The sequence below is a fragment of the Dactylosporangium maewongense genome, assembly GCF_039531485.1.
Lineage (GTDB): Bacteria > Actinomycetota > Actinomycetes > Mycobacteriales > Micromonosporaceae > Dactylosporangium > Dactylosporangium maewongense.
Genome location: NZ_BAAAQD010000029.1, coordinates 128106 through 147975 on the forward strand (window position 1 = coordinate 128106; position 19870 = coordinate 147975).

Genomic DNA, 19870 nt, shown 5'->3' on the forward strand with positions numbered 1-19870 from the left:
TCACGGAGCACTATACGGAGAGGACCAGCACTTGGCCGTCGTCTACGTCCACGGGGTCGGCAACCGGTTCGAATCACCTTCGGACGCGACCGGGAACACCCGGGACACGCTGCTGCGGACGCTGCTGCTCCCCGCCCTGTTCACCAGGCCCGACAACGTCGAGATCATCAGCCCGTACTGGGGAGCCGACGGCGCCACCTTCGCCTGGGACCTCGAGTCGGCGAACCTCACCGGCATCGAACGGCTCGGTCCCGACGACGCCGGATGGATCTCCGCGGCCCTCGGCGGCGACCCCGCAGACGTCGAGACCGCGCTGCTGGCCCTCGCCAAGATTTCGCTGCCCGACGCCGTCGACCTGCTGTACAGCGTCGCCGACCAGGGCCCCGGCACCAGCTCGGCGCTGCTGGACTTCGCCCCGACAGTGGTGAAGTACTGCCAACGGCAGATCTGCCTGCAGCCGGACGGCTCGCAGTTGGACCGCTTCCCCTGGCTCGCCCACGTCCGCAACGACCGGGAACTGGTCCGGCAGCTGTATGCCGAGTCCCTCCCGGCGGACGGCCCGCTGCTGGAGCAGCTCGGCGACGGCGACGACGTCCAGCACGCCCTCGCCCGAGTCCTCGGCAGGATCCGCCGCGAACTGCTCGCCGCCCCCGCCGGTGCGGCCGTTTCCGGGGCCCGACGGCTGTTCGGCCGGACCGTGGCGACCCTGTTCGGCGACGTCGCCACGTATCTGGAGGCCCGCGGCACGGCCGAGCACCCCGGCCCGATCGTCGTGGACGTCATCACCGGCCTGGAGCGGGCGGTCCGGGCCACCGCACCGGGAGAACCGCTGGTCGTCCTCGCACACAGCATGGGCGGCAACATTGTCTACGACGTGCTCACCCATTTCCGGCCTGACCTGCGCGTCGACGTCCTCGTCACGATCGGCACCCAGGTGGCGCTGTTTGAGGAACTGAAGCTGTTCCGGCACAAACGTGTCGACGTCACCCGCGCGGCCGGGTTGCGGATGCCACTACCGCCGGGGGTACGACAATGGCTCAACGTCGTGGACGTCGCAGACCCGCTCGCCTACCGCGCGTCCGTGGTCTTCGACGGGGTAACTGACTATCTGTACCCGTCAGGGGCGGCTTGGGCGCACACCGCCTACCTGCGCCAGCCGAACTTCCATGCGCGGCTCGCGGCACGGCTGGCTGTCCGGTGACGACGGTCTTCGACAGCGGCGTCCAGGGACCGGCGACGCACGCGCTGGTGATCGGGGTCGGCGGATACCGCAACGCCCGCGACGCCGCCGGACCGCACGGCCAGGCACCCACGGGTGTGCCGGCCGACGATGTGCACGCGTATCGCGACCTCGCCGCCGAGTTCCCGGCGCGCGCGTCGACAGCCCGCTCGGCGGCGAGGTTCGCGGAGTGGCTGATCGGCGAGCAGGCCGATGACGCGATCGCCCCGCTCGGCAGCGTCGAACTGCTCATGTCCGAGCCGCAGCAGCAACCGCGGTTCAATGGCGTACCCGTCGACGAGCCGGCGTTCGACGCGGTCCACGCCGCATTCAGCCGCTGGTACGCCCGCTGCGACGCCGACCCCGGCAACGTGGCGGTGCTGTTCTTCAGCGGCCATGGCGTCGAGCACGCCGACCGGCACATCCTCGCCCTCGAGGACGTCGGGTCGGCGCCGCTGAACTTCTTCGAGTCCGCCATCAACGTGCAGCACCTGGTCCGCGGCATGCAGCGGTGCGCGGCGCTGACCCAGTGCTATTACATCGACGCCTGTCGCAGCACGTCGGAGGCCGTCGACGAGCTCGACGACATCCAGTGCCGGCCTCTGCTGCAGCCGGCCCGGCGCCAGGTACATCGCGACACGACCATCATCCGGTCGACCCGCGCGGCGCAGGCGGCATACGGCGACGGCGACGGCATCACCCTGTTCACCACGCACCTGCTCACCGCGCTGGACGGCGCCGCCGCCGAGCAGGTGTCGGGCCGGTGGGAGGTGCGTCAGGACCGGCTCGCCACGACGCTCGCGGAGCTGCTCGCCGGAGACGACCGGGCCGCCGCCCGAGGCCAGCAGCCGGACGGCGGCAGCAGCGGCCGACGATCGATCCGCAGGCTGCGGCATCCACCCCGGATCCAGTTCCGGCTCGGCTGCGACCCGGGCGCCGCGCTCACCGCCGCGGATCTGCGGCTGCGCGACCCGAACAGCGGCACCGAACAGTCACGGCCCGCGGCAGCGGCGCCGTGGGAGGACACCGCCGACGCCGCCGTCTACGAGTACTCCGCCTCGTTCCGTTCTGGCGCGTTCCAGGACGCGCAGCACGCGTTGTGGCTGTGGCCGCCGCCTCGGTTCGTCTTCGATCTGACGGTCGGCTCGTGATGGCCGGCGCCACTGCATCCGTGCGGTACATCGACGCCGACGTGTCCGACGGTGCCGTCGTCGGAGTGCTGGAACTCGTCGACGAACGGCTCGAGACGATCGCCCGTACCCCGCTGCGAGCCGCCGAACCCGCCGTCGTGGCGATGGATCCCGGCCGGTATCTGGCGATCGGCTACCTGCCGGGCCAGGGTCGGCTCCGCGCGACGCTTGCCGTCCCCGACAGGTCCGAGGCGGTCCTGACCGCCCGCCCGGCGCCGCTGCGCGACCGACCGACGTGGCTGCGTGCCTGGGAATACGAGCGTCGGGGGTGGCGGCCCAGCCGCGGCTGCACCATCGAGGAGTCCGGCGGCGGCAACCTCGACGTGACGGTCATCGCGCGGCGCTCCGCCAGGCTCACCGGCGTTCAGGTCGGCACCGACACCGCCCACACCCCGATCCTGGTCGTGCCACGTGATACCCCGCTGAGGATCGCTGCCGGCGAGGAGCCCGGCACGTGGGTCGTCGCGCCGCCGCCGGACGCCGCCACGACGCTGCTGCAGCTTTTGTTCCGCGGGCAGCTCACGCTCGCCGGTGTGGTCGCCGACGACATCCTGCTGGACCGGGCGCGGGCCGTCGCGTACGTCGCCGACCCGCAACTGCTGGACCTCGCCGTCGGCTACTACCTGCTGCGGATCGGTGATCCGCGGGCCGCCGACTGGGTCGACACGCTGGCCGGACAGTATCCGGACTCGGTCGACGCGACCGTGTTGTGGGTGACCCAGCAGCAGTACCGGGCCGAACCGGACGAATCGCGGATCGCTGCCGGGCTGCAGCGGGCGTCGTTCGGCGAACTGCCGTTCGTCGCCGAAGGACTCCGGCTGCTCATCACCGGCCTCGTCGACCTGCCCGATCTGCACGACACGGCGACGCTGCGGCGGCTCCGCAGCTACCTAGCGGCGCTGCACGACGGGCCGCTGACCGCGTTCACCGGCGCGGACCCGGACCGACCGGGCACCGTCTTGCCCTACGGCCCGCCGCCGGGCGAGGTCACCCTCATCCCCAATTCACCGCCGCCGGCACCCACGACTGCAACGGCACCCTCGGCGGCTGCCGAGACGCGCGCCGCGAGTGCCGAGGCCCGGGATGGACGGACCGTAGAGGCGACGGCGCTGGCGCTGCAGGCGTTGAGCCGCACCGGATTTGACGGGTCCACCGACTTTCTGGAGGTGACGGCCGAGGGCGTCGTCGTTGCGGCCACCGTGGCACCCGGTGACGCCGGAGGAATGGACGTCGCGCTCGCCGTGTACGTCGACAACCGGCCGACGGCCGACCTCACCGCGCAGTCCGCCGCCCTCACCCACGCCGGCGGCCAGGTGCTCGGCGTCTTCGACGACAGCGGAAGCGTCCGGTTCCGCGGCGTCACGGGCGGGCGCTGGCGGGTCCAGCTCGACCGGCTCGCCACGACGCTGCGGCTTCCGGTGCAGCTGTTCGCGCTGCCGCTCGCCGGCGACTCCGCCGTCGTGTACGCCAGCGGCCCTGTCGCACGTCCGGCCGAAACTCGCATCCAGCTGCCGTGGCGAGGTCTGCGACTAGTGCTGCGGCAACGGGAACGGCGGTATCACCTCGAGGTCGCCGCCGCGCCCGTCGAAGAGTTCCTCGTGACGGTGATCGAGTACGGCACGGCGGCGTCCGACCGGGTCGTCGTAATCGTGCCGGTCCCGACCGACGGCAGCCCGACCAGCTCCGTGGTGCTGCTCGCCGGATTCGATCCGCGCCAGCCGTGGCACGTCTCGGCGCCGTTTCCGGCCGCCGGTCTCGTCGGCTGGCCCGCCGAGCAGGTCCGGTCCTCTGTGCAGGCCGCGGTCACGCCCGCGACCCGGGACACCTGGCGGTCCCTCGCCGCGTCGCTGTCCGACCCGCACCGAAGCACCATCACCAGCTCGGCCGGACAGGAGCAGCGATGACGGAGACCGGTGCGGAACGTACGCGTGGCTCGGCGCTCGCCGACGTGGACGGCCTCATCGAGGGGCTGCGTGATCCCGCCTCGACGGTCACCGCCGGTGACGTGTATCAGCGGCTCGTTGACGAGCACCTGTGGTGGCGGGCATGCCAAGAAGCGGTCGAGCTCGCCCCGGACCGGCTCGCCGACTGGGCGGACGGCACTGAGCGAGAACTCTTCGCCGCGCTGGGCGGCTACGGAGGTCCGGAGGTCGCTCGGGCCGCCCGGATCCTGGCCGGCATCGCCGCCTGCTGCGGCGCCCCCGAGGACACCGCACCAGACGGGTACCGTCGGCTGGAGCAGGCCATCGCATACTGGTCGGCTCCGCCGGTCCTACCGGATCTCGACACGGCTCCGGGCCTCGCCGCGGCTGCCCGCTCCGGCCCGGTCCGGGCCCTCCTGCGGCGCATCGACGCCATGGCTGGCGGACCGCCGCGCACCTGGGTCGCGGTCCAGGCCGCGATGCTCGCTGGCGCGCTGACCGCGGCCCAGGACAGCCAACGGATCAACGTCGTCTACGACGCCACCAGCGCCGACGTCGACGGGGTCGCCGGCACCCTGGAACTGACGATCGTGCCCGACGGCCCAGCCGGCTTGTACCCGGACCCCCGGCAGATGGTGTTCTTCCGGGCCGGTGACGACGAGTTCAGCGCCGCGCTCACCGCGGCCTGGCGTCATGTGTTCGGCAGCGACACCCGGCCGCCGTGCGTGCTGTGGTCCACCACGCACGAAGGGCGACCGCAGCGGCTCATCGCCGGCGCCTCGCTGGGCGCGGCGTTCGGGGTGGGGCTGCTCGAACTGCGTGACCGGCGGCTGCGGCGGCGGTGGCTTCGTGCCGCGACGCTGCGGATGGCCCGGCAGCAGGCTGCCGTCACCGGCGTTATCGGCGAGGACGGCCGGCTGCAGAAGGTCGGTGGTCTGCACGCGAAGCTCGCCGCGTCCGGCCGGAATCAGTGGCGGCTCATCGCCCCTACCGACAGCGAGGCCGAGGCGCCCCGCCCGTTGCCGCCGGGCGCAGCTCCGGTGTGGGTGCCCACCGTCGGCAAAGCCCGCAGCAGGCTACGCAAACTGCGGAAGGCCCCGCTGGTGGTGGTCGGCGTCGTGGTCGCCGCCCTCATCGGCGGTGGTGTGTACAACGCCGTCAACCAGAACCAGCTCGCCGCCGCCGCCCACGACGTCGGCGACGCCCAACGCGACCGCCTGGCGCAGGAGCTACTCGGACGGGCCGTTGATAACCGCAGAGAACAGCCCGCGCTCGCCGTCCGGTTGGGACTGGCGGCGGTGACCGTCCACGACACTCCGGCGACCCGGGCCGGCCTGGTCTCCACGCTGGCCGGTGACCAGGCATCGGTCGTGCTGGCCGACACCGTCGATCCGGTCACCGCGGTCGCGCTCGGTCCCGCCGGCCTGGCCGTCACGGCCAGCCTGAAGTCCGTGACCCTGTGGGACATCAGCGACCTCGGCGATCCGGTCCGCACCAATCAGCTGCCGACCGGCGAACCGGTGACCGCCGTGGCGTTGCGCGCCGACGGACAGCGGCTGCTCGTCGGCGGCGCCTCCGGCACGACCATCCTGTTCGACGTCGCCGACCCGGCCCGGCCCCTGCCGGTCGCGACATGGTCGCCGCCCCCACCGGGCACCGGCGTCAACCGCACGATCGTGTCGCTTGCGTTTCTCGGCGACAGCACCCGAGTCATGACGACGCAGGCCGACGGGCAGGTGCTGTTCTGGGACGTCACCACCTCGGTGGCCCGTCTCACGCAGCGGTTGCAGGTCCCCAGCGGTCGGTTGAATGCTGCCGTGACCACTCCTGACGGCCGGATGGTGCTGGCCGGTTCGACGACGGGCCTGTACCGGTGGAACGTCGGCGCCGCTGCGACAGACCAGCCGGTCCAGGTCGCGGACGACGACGTCAGGACACTCGCACTGTCCGCCGACGCCAAGCGGGTCGTCGTCGGCGCCACGAAACGCGTGACGGCCATCATCCAGCTCACCGAACTCAGCCAGCAGCTGTACGGCAGTCTGCCGAACCTTCTGCGCAGCGGCGACGCCGCCGTGGCCGCCGTGGCGACCACCGACGACATGATCTCCGCTGCGACCGACAGCACCGGCACCGTGTCGCTGGTGGGCGGCACCGGCGGTGACAGCATCGTCTGGCAAGCGACGAGCGGCAGCACCGACCAGGTCAGGCAGGTGCTGCGCGAACATACCGGGCCGGTCGTCTCGGTCGCGGTGGCCGCCGACGGGCAGACCGCGTTGACCGGCGGGGCCGACGGCGCCGCCATCGTATGGAGCATCGCCCCCCGCGCCACGTACCACCTCCGCGGCTCCCTGTTCGGCATGACAGGCCCCACCCGTACGATCGCCGCGAGCGGCGCGGGACAGGTCGTCGCCGCCACGGACGCAGCTGCGGTCCTGTGGGACGTGCTGGACCCTGCCAGCCCTCGGCGGGTCACCGCCTTTCCCGATTCGGTCAGGCACGTCGGGTCCGTCGCGCTGAGCAGCGACGGCAGGCTCGCGCTCACCGTCGGCGACTCCGGCGGGCCACGATTCTGGGACCTCAACGGCCGGGAACCAGAGCCCCTGCCTGTGCCGAACGACCTCCCGGCCAAGTTCGTGGGCCTCCGCGGTGACGGGCAACTCGCCGTCGCCGCCGGGGGCGCTGGCGATCTGACCCTGTGGCGGACCGGACCCGGGACCGGGCCCGAGGTCATCGACCGGTGGCTGAGCGGTGTCACCGAACCGATCATGTTGGCGTTCAGCCTCGACGGCACCACCGTGGCAGTCGGTGGGGCCGGCGGCGACACTGCGGTGTGGAAGGTCGACGAGTCCGGCCAGCGCCGCCGGGTCGCCGGCATGCGGCCCGTCAGCGGACCGGTCACCGCGCTGGCGCTCAGCGCCGACGGCAGGCTGCTGGTACGCGCCGGAGACACCGATGCGGCCGCCACACTCTGGGACCTGACCGACCCGGCCCACCCGATCGCCAGGGGCGCGATGCGTGGCCACGGCACCGCCGTCCGCGTCGCCGGCATCAACCATGCCAAGACCCTCGCCCTGACCGGCAACGGCGACGGCAGCGTCACCCTCTGGACGATCCTGGACCCTCAACAGCCGCGGAAGGTTGCCGAGCTGCGCGGCAACCGCGGGCCGATTAACGTCGCCACGTTCGGCCCGAGCCAGCAGGTCGTGCTCACCGGCAGCACGAGCGGCGCCCCGCTCGTCTGGGACATCACCGCCGTCGATGCCATCGCCGCCGACCCCGTAGGTCTCGCCTGCGCCGGCGACCGCCGTGCGCTGGACGTCGAGGAATGGGAACGGTTCGTCGGCCCGGACGTGCCATACACCGATGGCTGCGCACGGTGACCCGGCCACGCCTCGAGGCACTCGACATCACGCTCTCCGTGACAGCTGCAGAGGTCCGGCTGTCCGGCGCAGGTGTGGACTTCCGGGCTCCGCACGACGGGGTGCGGCCTGGGCTGGGGCACGCGATCCACGACGCACGCCGGGAACGGACCCGGTCCGGCGGCAGACCATCAGGACGGGACCTGGCGGCGGCCCCCGCTCCGGATCTTCTGTCGCTGCGGCGCGCCGGGGTCCTATTGGCCGAGTCGTTCCTGCCTGGACCCCTTGCCGCGGCGCTGACCGATCTGGTGCGACGGACGGTGCGGGAGACGATCGCGCTGCGCCTCGCCGTGGATGCCCCCGGGTTTGCGTGGTTGCCGTGGGAAGCCCTGCCCGACCCGGAAACGCGGCAGCCGCTTGCGCTGCTTCCGCGGATCAGCGTGTACCGCAGCATCGGTGGCACCGCACAGTTCCCGTCGGCGGGCCTGGCGGGTCCGCTGCGGATTGTGGTCGCTATCGCCTCCCCGGACATCAACGGCGGCCCCCTGTTGGATTACGAGCACGAGCTGCGAGCCGTGACGGAGGCCGTCCACAAGGCACGGCGCAGCGGCGCACGGGTCGAGGTGGTGCAGTTCGCGACGACAGCGGCGATCCGCGCCGCGCTCGACGTCAGCGGCGGTGTCCACGTGCTGCACATCTCCGCACACGGCCGCCCCGGCGTACTGCTGCTGGAAGACGACGACGGCAAAGCCCGACCCGTCACCGCCGACGAGCTCATCCAGGAGGCGGTGCCGTCCGGGCGCATGCCGCCAGTCATCTCCCTTGCCGCCTGCTACACCGACACCGGCGGCGAGCAGGACGGCTCCTCCTATGCCGCGCACCTGGCGGCCCGTGGCGCGTCCGCGGTCATCGGCACGCAGACCAGCGTCACTGACCGGTACGCGACGCTGCTGTTCGCCCGCATCTACGCCGAACTCGCCGCCATACCCGACGCCGACGTGGTGCGGGCCGTCACCGACGCGCGCCGGCTCGTACACCACGACCTGACTACGGCCGAGGACCCGTTAACGATCCAGGTCGCGGGGCTCGACGAGTGGGGTGTCGTGACCCTGCTCGCCGCCGGCCCGCGGATCGCCGTAGTGGATCACACCCTGCCACACGTGCCGGCCCCCCAGGTGCGGGCCACCACGTGGGGCGGCGTCGCGGCGAGGCCCCCAGGCCGGTTCGTCGGCCGCCGCCGGCTGCAACGCAGTCTGCCCGCCGCACTGGACGGCGACACCTACGCCGGACTCGTCCTGCACGGCATCGGCGGCATCGGCAAGACGGCCCTCGCCGGTGAAGTCCTGCGCCGCATCGTGGACCGCGACCCTGCGTGCCGCGTCGCGACCGTATCGGGGCAGGTGACCGTCGACGGGGTCCTCGCCGCAACCGCCACGGCGGCCCGGCGCGAACTGCTGCGCCGTCAGACCGTCCCCGGCCCGCAGACGGCAGCCGTGCAGGCCGCTGACCGGATGGACCTGTCCTGGCAGGACCGGTTCGCGCTGCTGCGCGAGGACGTCCTGGACGACATCCCGATCGTGATCGTGCTGGACAACTTCGAGGACAACCTCACCCCGGCCGGCGACCGTTGGGTGGTCACCGACCCGGCACTCGCCGACCTGCTCACCGCATGGCTCGCCGACGCCGGCCTCAGCAGGCTGCTCATCACCTCCCGGCACCCGGTGCACGTCACCGCCGCGGTCAACCGGCGGCTGCTGGAGCAGCCGGTCGGGCCGCTGACCGCCGCGGAGACCGCGAAGCTGCTGTGGTCGCTGCCCAACGTGGACCGGCACGCCCCCACGACCGCTGCCGCAGGCGACGTATGGCGGCTCGTCGGCGGCCACCCCCGATCGCTGGAGTACCTCGACGCGCTCCTCGGGCAAGGACAGGCCCGCTTCGACGACGTCACCGACCGGCTGACCGCCGCCGTGACCGCACGGCTCGGCCCCACCAGGACAGCCTTGTGGCTCGCGCAGGACCGCACCCTGGCCGACGCCCTCGCCGACACCATCACCCTCACCGCCGACGACGTCCTGCTCACCGACCACCTCACCCGCCTCGGGCAGATACCCGGCGCGCTGGAGACCCTTGCCGCGGTCAGCGTCCACCGGCAAAGCGTCCCGACCGTAGCGCTTGCCTTTCACACCGGCGTCCCCGACCCGGCCGCGTCACCCGCCGCGCGGGTGGCCGTCACCACCAGGATGTCGGCGCTGCTCGGCACCTACGAGCTGATGCCTGCCGACCTGGCCGCCGCGCTCGACCCGGCCGGGCCCCTCGCCCCACGGGACCGCGCCGAGTTGGAGGACCTCGTCAACGCCCACCGTCGGCCGCCGTACACCGCCCCCGACGACCTGGCAGACCTGCTGGTGGTGCTGCGCAACAGCAGCCTGATCCACCACGACCAGGACACCGGGACGGTGTTCATGCACCGGTGGACCGCCACCGAACTGCACCGCCGCTGGCAGACCCCACGCACAACCCACCTGGTCGGCGAGGTCACGCGGGCGCACCGCTCCGCCGCCGAGTACCGGCAGTGGCGGGCCGAAACAGGACCGCAGGATCCCGTCGCCGACCTGCTCGACCGCGAAGAGGCCTGTCACCATCTCATCGCTGCCGGCGACCTCGACGCCGCCAACGTTCTCACCGAACACATCTGCCTACGACTGCACCGCTGGGGGGCCTGGGATCGCGAGGCCGCCCTCATCCACGACACCCTGCGCCGTCTGCCACCGGGCCACCCCCGACGGCCCGCGTGGACACACCAGCTCGGATTGCTCGCCCAGCACCGAGGCGACCTCGACGGTGCCGAACGCAGCTACCAGGAGGCGCTGACCGCGTTCGAGCAACTCGGCGACGACAGGGGGGCAGGCACCTGCACCCACCAGCTCGGCGTCCTCGCCCACCTGCGCGGCGACCTCGCGGAAGCCGAACTGCACTACGAGCGGGCCATGGCAGGCAACGAACGCCGCGGGGACGAAGTCGGCGTCGCCATCAGCCACGGCCAACTCGGCAGCCTTGCGTTCGACCGCGGCGACCTCGTTGAGGCGGAGCGCCGGTACCGGTTGGCGCTGACCATCAACGAGCGACTCGGCAACGAGCCCGGCGTCGCCGCTGGCCGCCATCAGCTGGGCATCCTCGCCCAGCAGCGCGGCGACCTCGTTGAGGCGGAGCGCCAGTACCTGTTGGCGCTGGGCCTCAGGGAACGCCTCGGCGACCAGCTCGGCACCGTCAGCACTGAGCACCAACTCGGCCAGCTCGCCCAACTGCGTGGTGACCACGCAGAGGCCACCCGCCGCTGCCAGCGGGCGCTGAGCATCAGCGAACGCCTCGGCGACCAGGCGGGCATCGCCGTGGGCAACCACCAGCTCGGCATCCTCGCCCACGACCGGGGCGACCATGCCGAGGCCGAACGCCGGTACCGGCTGGCCCTCGACATCCACGAACGCCTCGGCAACCAGGCTCGCCTCGCCAGCGGCCACGGCCGCCTCGGCATTCTCGCCCGGCAACGCGGCGACAATGCCGAGGCCGAACGCCGGTACGAACTGTCACTGGCCATCGACGAACGCCTCGGCAACCAGGCCGGCATCGCCACCGCCGTCGGCCAGCTCGGCGATCTGCGCGCGGAGGCCGGCGACGGCGAGGCCGCTGTGCGTTTGCATCTGCGGGCCTTCACCATCCGGCTGTCCATCGGCCTGCCGGAGGCTGTGCGCAACCTGGCCCGGCTCCGGCAACTCCGCGTCGGCCTTGGTCCCGCCGCCTTCGCCGTAGCCGCCCGGCAGGTCCTCGACGACGCCGAGTACGCCAACCTCACCGCCGCCCTCGAGACGCCCCCGGAGCCCGGCACCTGAGCCATCACCCCTGACCACAACGCAGGCGTCCGCGTGGTGCCGGCCGGGTCGAGCGTGTGGGCGGCTCAGGGGGCGGGTTGGGTGGAGAGGCCGTGCAGGGTGAGGGTGACGACGGCGGAGGCGATGTCGGGGGCGGGGGAAGGGCGGGAGGGGTCGGGGCGGTACCACTCGGTGATGGAGTTGACCATGCCGAAGAGGAGGCGGGTGGCGAGGCGGGGGTCGATGTCGGCGCGGATCTCGCCGGCGTCGGCGGCGGCGCGGACCATGGCGGCGACGCGGGTGTCGAGGTCGCGGCGGCGGTGGAGGGCGTCGCGTTCGACGGTGGTGTTGCCGCGGACGCGGAGCAGGAGGGTGACGTACGGCAGCTCGGACAGGAGGACCTCGGCGGTGCGGCGCAGCACGTGTTCGAGACGCTGCGCCGGGCGGTCGGAGAGTGACTCGGGCTCGGCGAGCACCGCGGTGAGGGCGTCGAGGGCGCGGCCGACGCCGAGGCCGAGCAGCTCCTCCTTGCCGGTGAAGTGGTGGTAGAAGGAGGACTTGTTCAGGCCGGTCGCGCGGGCGAGGTCCTCCATGGAGGTGGCCTCGTAGCCGCGCTCGTTGAAGACCGTGACGACCTTCGCGATCAGTTCGTCGCGGCTGTACCGGGGTGGGCGGCCGCGGCCGGGGCGCTGCCCGAGCTCGACGGCGTCGCTCATGCCGCCACCCCCGCCGCGCTACGGCGTCGACCTGACCGGCCCGAGACGCGAAGCTGGCCGCTCATGCCGCCGCCCCCGCTGCGCTGCGGCGTGGGCCGGAGCGGCCCGAGACGCTCACCCGGCCGGCTTCGCGACCAGGGTGAGCACGTCGTACTTCGCCACGGACTCGCCGTCCTGGCGGGTGACGTCGGCGTCCCAGCGGACCTCGCCGTAGTCGGCGGACTCGCGCGGGGTGATCTGCTTGCAGGTCAGGGTCACGGTGAGCTCGTCGCCGAACTTGACGGGGGAGAGGAAGCGCAGCGAGTCGACGCCGAAGTTGGCCAGGACGGGGCCCGGGTCGGGATCGACGAAGAGGCCGGCGGCGAGGCTGACGACGAGGTACCCGTGCGCGACGCGCTCGCCGAAGAGCGGGTTGGCGGCGGCGGCCTCGGCGTCCATGTGGGCGTAGAACGTGTCGCCGGTGAACTCGGCGAAGTGCTCGACGTCCTCCTGCGTGACACGGCGCGGGCCGGCGACGACGGTGTCGCCGGGGCGCAGCTGGGCGAGGTTCTTGCGGAACGGGTGGACGTCGTCGACGTGCCGTTGCGCGCCGGCGACCCAGCGGCCGGTGACCGCGGCGAGCGTGTCCGGGTCGGCCTGGACGGCGGTGCGCTGCATGTGGTGCAGGACGCCGCGGATGCCGCCCATCTCCTCGCCGCCGCCGGCGCGGCCGGGGCCGCCGTGGACGAGCATCGGCAGCGGCGAGCCGTGGCCGGTGGACTCCTTGGCGTCGCGGTCGTTGAGGATCAGCAGCCGGCCGTGCCAGGGGGCGACGCCGAGGACGACGTCGCGGGCGAACGCGGTGTCGGCGGTGACGACCGAGCCGGCGAGGCTGCCCTGGCCGCGGGCGGCGTACTCGACGAGCTGGTCGGTGGTGTCGTAGGCCATGACGGTGGCGACGGGGCCGAACGCCTCGACCTCGTGCGGCTCGGCCCGGTCGGGGTCGCCGACGAGCAGGATCGGGGACAGGAACGCGCCGCGCTGCGGGTCGGCGTCGAGCACGTCGACCTTCTCCGGGTCGCCGTAGACGATCCGGCCGGCGCCGGTGAGCGCCCCGACGCTGCGCCGGACCTCGTCGCGCTGGTCGAGGCTGGCGAGGGCGCCCATCCGTACACCTTCCGCGGCCGGATTGCCGACGACGGTCTTCGCGAGCCGGGCGGTCGCCGCCTCGACCACGGCCTCGACCAGCCCTGACGGCACGAAGGCCCGCCGGATCGCGGTGCACTTCTGGCCGGCCTTCACGGTCATCTCGGCGACGAGAGCCTTGACGAACAGGTCGAACTCGGGCGTGCCGGGGACGGCGTCGGGGCCGAGCGCCGACAGGTTGAGCGAGTCGGCCTCGGCGTTGAACCGCACCGCGTTGCGGACCAGCGCGGAGTGGGTGCGCAGCAGCTGCGCGGTCGACGCGGAGCCGGTGAAGGAGACGAGGTCCTGGCCGGTGAGGTGGTCGAACGTGTCGCCGAGGCCGCCGGCGACGAACTGCAGGGCGCCGGCGGGCAGGATGCCGGACTCGACGATGACCTCGATGAGCTCGGCGGTGAGGAACGCGGTCGGCGTGGCCGGCTTGACGATGGTGGGGACGCCGGCCAGGAACGCCGGCGCGAACTTCTCCAGCGGGCCCCAGACCGGGAAGTTGAACGCGTTGATCTGCACCGCGACGCCGCGCAGCGACACGCAGACGTGCTGGCCGAGGAATGTCCCGCCCTTGCCGAGCGGCTCGACGGGGCCGTCGACGTACACCGTGTCGTTGGGCAGCTCGCGCTTGGCCTTGCTGGCGTACGAGAGCAGGACGCCCATGCCGCCGTCGACGTCGAACTTGGAGTCGCCGAGCGTCGCCCCGGTCCTGGCGGACACGGCGTAGAGCCGCTCCCGCTGCTCGCGGATGTGCAGGCCGAGCGCCTTGAGCAGGGCGGCGCGCTGGTGGAAGGTGAGCTCCCGCAGCGCCGGGCCGCCGGTGCGCCGGCCGTAGTCGAGGGCGGCGGCGAAGTCGACGCCGCTGGAGCTGACCCGCGCGATCTCCTCGCCGGTGACCGCGTCGTGGACGGCCTTGCCGTCGTCGTCAGCGGTGTGCCAGGCGCCGAGGACGTGGCTCCGGAGCATCGGACTGGGCATGCGGCTCTCCTCGACCAACGAGACCAAACGGAACTGGACCAACGGAAGACCAGCGGAACTGGACCAACGGAAGGCCAGCGGACAAGCAACGAAAACTAACCAAACGTTCAGTCGAATAATAGACCCCCGCCCAGGCCCCACTGTCAACGCCTTGGAAGGGTCACCGCATGACGAGCGACCTGAGCAACCCAGTCGTTGCCGGCTTCCACCCGGACCCGAGCGTCTGCCGGGCCGGCGACGACTACTACCTGGCCTGCTCCAGCTTCGAGTACTTCCCCGGCGTGCCGATCTTTCACAGCCGGGACCTGGTGCACTGGACGCAGATCGGCAACGCCCTGGACCGCCCGAGCCAGCTGCCACTGCCGCCGGGCACCCGGTCCTCCGGCGGCCTCTACGCGCCCACCCTGCGCCACCACGACGGCCGGTTCTGGCTCGTCGTCACCAACGTCAGCGCCGGCGGCAACCAGCTCTACACCGCCACCGACCCGGCCGGCCCCTGGTCGGAGCCCATCCCGCTGCCGGGCGTCGCCGGCATCGACCCCGATCTCGCGTGGGACGCCGACGGGACCTGCTGGTGCACGGTCGCCGGCGTCTCTCAGGTGCGCCTCGACACCGCGAGCGGGGCCGTGCTCGGCGAACCGCAGCGGATCTGGTCGGGGACGCCGGGGGCGAAGGCGCCGGAAGCGCCGCACCTGTACCGGATCGGCGACCACTGGTACCTGCTGCTGGCGGAGGGCGGCACCGAGCGCGGCCACGCCGTGTCGGTCGCGCGCGGCCCGTCGCCGTCCGGGCCGTTCGAACCGTGCCCGTTCAACCCGATCCTCACCCACCGGGGGACCGACCACCCGATCCAGAACACCGGCCACGCCGACCTCGTGCAGGCGCCCGACGGCTCCTGGTGGATGGTGCTGCTCGGGGTGCGCCCCGGCGGCGGCTCACCCGGTTGGCACGTCCTCGGCCGGGAGACGTACCTCGCGCCGGTGCGCTGGGTCGACGGCTGGCCGGTCGCCGGTCCGCTGACCCTGGACCTGCCGGCCGTGGGCTGGCCGTTGTACCCCACCGCCGCCGAGCCGGTCCGCGACGACTTCGACGGTCCCATGCATCCACGGTGGGTCTCGCTGCGGCGGCCGCCGTCCACGAGCCAGGACCGGCCCGGCTGGCTGACGCTGCACGCGGCCGGCGGGTCGCTGGACGACCTGGACGTCACGCTCGTCGCCCGGCGCCAGCAGCACCTCGCGTGCAAGGCCAGGACGCTGCTCGACCCGGGGGAGGGCCGCGGCGGTCTCGTGGTCCGCCTCGACGAGGCCCACCACTACGAGATCGAGGTGTTCGCCGGTACCGCGAGGGTGCTGGCCCGGATCGGCCCGCTGCGCGCCGAGGTGGCGTCCTGTCCGGTGCCGGACGGACCCGTCGTCCTCGGCGTCGACGTGGCGCCCGCATCCACCGATGACCCCCGGTGCGGACCCGACGTCCTGGCGTTCGGAGTGGAGGGCGCCGACGGGACCTTCACCGCGCTCGCCACGCTCGACGGCCGCTACCTGTCGACGGAGGTCGCCGGCGGCTTCACCGGACGGGTCATCGGCATGTACTGCGCCGACGGCACCGTCCGGTTCGACTGGTTCGACTACGCCGGCGGGCTATGAGCGGGGGATCGCGACGGGAACGGCCGGGCGGCCCGCGCGGTACTGCGGCGGCCACGCCACGTCGTCGCCCAGCTCCAGCGCGGCCCGCTGCGGCCACGACGGCTCGCGCAGCAGCGCGCGGCCGAGCGAGACCACGTCGGCGGACTCCTCGGCGAGGATCTTCTCGGCCTGGGCGGGCTCGGTGATGAGCCCGACCGCGCCCACCGGCAGGCCGGAGCGCTCGCGGACCGCCCGGGCGAACGGCACCTGGTAGCCGGGGCCGGCGACGATCTGCTGGCCGGCGTGGTTGCCGCCGCTGGACACGTCGACCAGGTCGACGCCGTGCCCGGCGAGGACGGCGGCCACCTCGGCGACCTCGTCGACGGTGAGACCGCCCTCGACCCAGTCGGTGGCGCTGACCCGCACGAGCAGCGGCAGCCGGTCCGGGAGCGCGCCGCGGACCGCGTCGACGACCTCCAGCAGCAGCCGGGACCGGCCGGCCAGGTCGCCGCCGTAGGCGTCGGTGCGCAGGTTGGACAGCGGGGACAGGAACTCGTGCAGCAGGTAGCCGTGCGCGGCGTGGACCTCGACGACCTCGAAGCCGGCGTCGACCGCGCGCCGGGCGGCCGCGGCCCAGTCCCGCACGAGCGCGCCGATCTCGCCGGTGGACAGCTCGACGGGCGTGGCGAAGCCGTCGAACGGCACCGCGGACGGCGCGACGGTCGGCCAGCCGCCCTCGGCCGCCGGCACGCTGCCCTTGCCCCGCCACGGCGCGAACGTCGACGCCTTGCGCCCCGCGTGCGCCAGCTGGATGCCGGGGACCGAGCCCTGGCCGCGGATGAACGCGGTGATCCTGGCGTAGTCCGCGGCCTGCTCGTCGCTCCAGATGCCGGCGTCCTGCGGGGTGATCCGGCCGTCGGGGCGCACCGCGGTCGCCTCCGCGATGACCGCGCCGGCGCCGCCGCGGGCGATGCCGCCGAGGTGCACCAGGTGCCAGTCGGTGGGGTGCCCGTCGGCGGACGAGTACTGGCACATCGGTGCCGCCCAGACGCGGTTGGGGAACGTGACGCCACGCAGGGTCACCGGAGCGAAGAGTCGGCTCATGTCGCCGCCAACACCCCGGCCGGCGCCGCGTCTTCCACCCTATGACGAAGGCAACACCCCGGGCGGGCGATGATCGCGAATCGCCTTCGGACAAAGGCCGCGTTTCGTACGGTGGGGTGAGCTCACTCGTACTTCGGAGGCCCCTGGTGACTTCGCCTGCCGGTACACACAACTGGTTCACCCATCTCAGCGTCCGTGTCAAGATTCTCTTCGCGATCGGTGTCGCCGCCGTGGTCGCGCTCGCCGTCGGCATCACCGGGCTGCTGTCGCTGTCCGACGCCAGCGATACGGCGCAGCGGATCTACCGCAGCAACGTCGCGAGCGTCGCCGCGGTCGGGCAGATCAAGGCGTCCGCGGCGTTGGCCAGGGTCGACCTGGCCAACCAGGCGATCTCGCAGGACGCGGACACGGTGACGAAGTACACCGGGATGTTCGAGAACGACCTGAAGGCGTTCGACGCGGCGATCGAGGCGTACCGCAAGAGCTTCCCCGCGGGCAACCCGGCGACCATCGACCACCTGGCGGCCACCTGGCAGAGCTGGGTGCAGCTGGTGAGGGCCAAGCAGCTGTCCGCCGGCGTCCGCAATGACTATGTGTCGTGGCAGAACACCCGCGAAACGGAGGTCGTGCCGATCGTCGCGACCCTCAACAAGGACATCGCGGAGCTGAATGACGCGGAGAACGCCGACGCCGCCAAGTCCGCGGCCTCGGCCCGCTCCGGCTACGAGCGCAACCGCCGGATCTCGATCATCCTGCTGGTCGTCGGGCTCGCGCTCGCGCTCGGCGTCGGGCTGGTCGTGGCGCGGGGCGTCGTGCGGCCGCTGAACCGGGTTCAGTGGGTGTGCGAGGCGCTGTCGGAGGGGGATCTCACCCGCACCACCGGGCTCCAGACGCGCGACGAGCTGGGCCGGATGGGGCAGGCGCTGGACAACGCGCTGGTCCGGCTGCGGCAGACCGTGCTCACCATCGACGGCTCGGCGACGTCGCTCGCGAGCTCCGCCGAGGAGATGTCGGGCGTGACGACACAGATCTCCAGGTCGGCGGCGGAGACCTCGGTGCAGGCGCAGGCGGTGTCCGCCGCCGCCGAGGAGGTGTCCCGCAGCGTCGACACGGTGTCGGCCGGCAGCGAGGAGATGGGCGCGTCGATCCGGGAGATCTCGCAGAACGCCGCCGAGGCGGCCCGCGTCGCGGCCGATGCCGTGACGATCACCGAGTCGACGTCCACGACGATGAACAAGCTCGGTGCGTCGTCGGCGGAGATCGGCAACGTCGTCAAGGTGATCACGTCCATCGCCGAACAGACCAACCTGCTCGCCCTCAACGCCACGATCGAGGCGGCCCGGGCCGGCGACGCGGGCAAGGGCTTCGCGGTCGTCGCGTCCGAGGTGAAGGACCTCGCGCAGGAGACCGCCCGGGCCACCGAGGACATCGCCCGGCGCGTCGAGGCGATCCAGGCCGACACGACCGGCGCGGTCGCCGCGATCGAGCAGATCTCGCAGGTCATCGGCCGGATCAGCGACTTCCAGACGACGATCGCGTCGGCGGTCGAGGAGCAGACGGCCACGACCGGCGAGATGAGCCGCAGCGTCGCGGAGGCCGCCGCCGGCGTGGGCGAGATCGCCGCGAACATGACCGGCGTCGCCGAGGCGTCCCGCGTCACCAGCCAGGGCGTCACCGAGTCCCAGCAGACGACGGCCGAGCTGGCCCGGATGTCCTCGGAGCTGTCGACGCTGGTGGCGGGCTTCAGGTACTGACGTCGCGGGCGCCGCGCCACGTGAACAGGGCCGTCCCGGCGGCGAACACCAGCGCGGCGCAGACCGCGCCGCCGACGTCGCTGGCCGGGCGCCCCGGCCAGATCCACGGCGTCGTCAGGGCGGGGGCGTGCCACTGCGTGTACAGGGCGTACACGCCGGCCATGGCGTAGCCGAGCGGCCCGGCCCACGCGGGGGCGCCGCCGAGCAGGACCGCGCACAGCAGGCCGACGCCGACCAGACCGGCCAGGTCACGCACGCCCCGGAGCGTGCCGCCGGCCGCGAGCAGCGCGCCGGACGCGACCGCGGTCAGCGCGAGCGCGCTGCCGAGGCGCAGCCACGGCAGCCGGCCACCGGTGGCGCGCTCCGGCTCGCCGAACGGGCTGGCGGCGGCGACGGCGATCGCCGCCGCGCAGCCGGTCTCGAACAGCAGCGGCAGCTGCAGCGCCCCGTAGTCCTTCCACTGCCACAGCAGCGCGACCCGCAGCCCGGCGGCGCAGGCCAGGATGACCGCGAGCGCCCCCGGCACCCGCCGCCCGACCGCGTGCAGCCACACCAGCCGCACCGCGCCACCCCCGGCGCCCCGCCACCACTGCGCTGAGCCGCGCCTGGCGCGGGATTGCCCAGGCGGGGTCATCGGATTCCTTCCGTGGATACTCCGGCCTTCAGGCCGGGGAGGAAACGGAACTCCGGCGGAGCAGGGCAGGGAAAGCCGATCCGCCGCCAAGGCGGATCGGCGCTTGCCCGGGTGTCACCGCAAGGTTCACCATCCAGGCCGTTATCGTGTGGGCCGTGTCCAGGGCTGTGAAGCGGGCGTTCAAGTACCGCTTCTACCCGACCCCCGGGCAGGCCGCCGAGCTTGCTCGGACGTTCGGGTGTGTCCGACTGGTCTACAACCTGGCGTTGCAGGCCCGGACCGAGGCGTGGACGCTGCGCCAGGAACGGGTCAACTACCACGCCACCAGCGCGA

The 19870-nt window shown here is 72.9% G+C and carries 12 protein-coding genes; 8 read left to right on the forward strand and 4 right to left on the reverse strand.

What is annotated here, in order from left to right; all coding sequences use genetic code 11:
* Positions 1-31 precede the first annotated feature (31 nt).
* From ABD332_RS48395 to ABD332_RS48415, 5 genes are read left to right on the forward strand one after another with little or no spacing between them, the layout of a single operon-like run.
* Positions 32-1201 carry a lipase family protein gene (locus tag ABD332_RS48395; RefSeq protein WP_344511839.1) on the forward strand — a complete coding sequence of 390 codons (1170 nt, stop codon included), beginning with the start codon at positions 32-34 and terminating at the stop codon, positions 1199-1201.
* Positions 1198-2370, forward strand: a complete 1173-nt coding sequence (locus ABD332_RS48400; protein WP_344511841.1) for a caspase family protein — start codon at positions 1198-1200, stop codon at positions 2368-2370. Before ABD332_RS48395 ends, ABD332_RS48400 begins: the two co-directional genes overlap by 4 nt.
* A gap of 20 nt (positions 2371-2390) precedes the next feature.
* Complete coding sequence (locus ABD332_RS48405; RefSeq protein WP_344511843.1) at positions 2391-4313, forward strand: hypothetical protein; 1923 nt, start codon at positions 2391-2393, stop codon at positions 4311-4313.
* Positions 4310-7711: a hypothetical protein gene (locus tag ABD332_RS48410; RefSeq protein WP_344511845.1), complete on the forward strand. Its 3402-nt coding sequence runs from the start codon at positions 4310-4312 to the stop codon at positions 7709-7711. The genes ABD332_RS48405 and ABD332_RS48410 overlap by 4 nt, the downstream gene beginning before the upstream one ends.
* Positions 7712-7749: 38 nt before the next feature.
* A complete protein-coding gene (locus tag ABD332_RS48415) occupies positions 7750-11577 on the forward strand; it encodes a tetratricopeptide repeat protein (protein WP_344511847.1) in 3828 nt (1275 codons plus the stop codon).
* Between the two features lie 65 nt (positions 11578-11642).
* Here ABD332_RS48415 and ABD332_RS48420 read toward each other — a convergent pair whose 3' ends face one another.
* Positions 11643-12272 (reverse strand): TetR/AcrR family transcriptional regulator, encoded by a 630-nt coding sequence (locus ABD332_RS48420; RefSeq protein ID WP_344511849.1) that lies wholly within the window; start codon positions 12270-12272, stop codon positions 11643-11645.
* 114 nt (positions 12273-12386) lie between these two features.
* Positions 12387-14423, reverse strand: a complete 2037-nt coding sequence (gene paaZ, locus ABD332_RS48425; RefSeq protein WP_344511851.1) for a phenylacetic acid degradation bifunctional protein PaaZ — start codon at positions 14421-14423, stop codon at positions 12387-12389.
* Between the two features lie 167 nt (positions 14424-14590).
* Here paaZ and ABD332_RS48430 point away from each other — a divergent pair, with 167 nt between their 5' ends.
* On the forward strand, positions 14591-16066 hold the full coding sequence (locus ABD332_RS48430) for a glycoside hydrolase family 43 protein (protein ID WP_344511853.1): 1476 nt from the start codon (positions 14591-14593) through the stop codon (positions 16064-16066).
* Here the strand turns inward: ABD332_RS48430 and ABD332_RS48435 are convergent.
* Positions 16061-17149, reverse strand: coding sequence for an NADH:flavin oxidoreductase/NADH oxidase (locus tag ABD332_RS48435; protein ID WP_344511856.1), 1089 nt, complete (start codon positions 17147-17149; stop codon positions 16061-16063). The genes ABD332_RS48430 and ABD332_RS48435 overlap by 6 nt on opposite strands.
* 146 nt (positions 17150-17295) lie before the next feature.
* On the opposite strand from ABD332_RS48435, the gene ABD332_RS48440 reads away from it, so the two are divergent.
* On the forward strand, positions 17296-18903 hold the full coding sequence (locus tag ABD332_RS48440) for a methyl-accepting chemotaxis protein (protein WP_344511858.1): 1608 nt from the start codon (positions 17296-17298) through the stop codon (positions 18901-18903).
* Here ABD332_RS48440 and ABD332_RS48445 read toward each other — a convergent pair.
* The gene (locus tag ABD332_RS48445) at positions 18893-19465 is read right to left on the reverse strand and encodes a hypothetical protein (RefSeq protein WP_344511860.1); all 573 of its coding nucleotides are present in this window, start codon (positions 19463-19465) and stop codon (positions 18893-18895) included. The genes ABD332_RS48440 and ABD332_RS48445 overlap by 11 nt on opposite strands.
* A gap of 239 nt (positions 19466-19704) precedes the next feature.
* On the opposite strand from ABD332_RS48445, the gene ABD332_RS60280 reads away from it, so the two are divergent.
* The coding region (locus ABD332_RS60280; RefSeq protein ID WP_425552408.1) for a helix-turn-helix domain-containing protein at positions 19705-19870 on the forward strand (166 nt) is incomplete at its 3' end.

What these genes read in the sequence shown, in the direction of transcription:
- ABD332_RS48410 (WP_344511845.1), top strand. Translation starts at nt 4,310, where the DNA reads ATGACGGAGACCGGTGCGGAACGTACGCGTGGCTCGGCGCTCGCCGAC.
- ABD332_RS48420 (WP_344511849.1), bottom strand. Translation starts at nt 12,272, where the DNA reads ATGAGCGACGCCGTCGAGCTCGGGCAGCGCCCCGGCCGCGGCCGCCCA.
- paaZ (WP_344511851.1), bottom strand. Translation starts at nt 14,423, where the DNA reads ATGCCCAGTCCGATGCTCCGGAGCCACGTCCTCGGCGCCTGGCACACC.
- ABD332_RS48430 (WP_344511853.1), top strand. Translation starts at nt 14,591, where the DNA reads ATGACGAGCGACCTGAGCAACCCAGTCGTTGCCGGCTTCCACCCGGAC.
- ABD332_RS48435 (WP_344511856.1), bottom strand. Translation starts at nt 17,149, where the DNA reads ATGAGCCGACTCTTCGCTCCGGTGACCCTGCGTGGCGTCACGTTCCCC.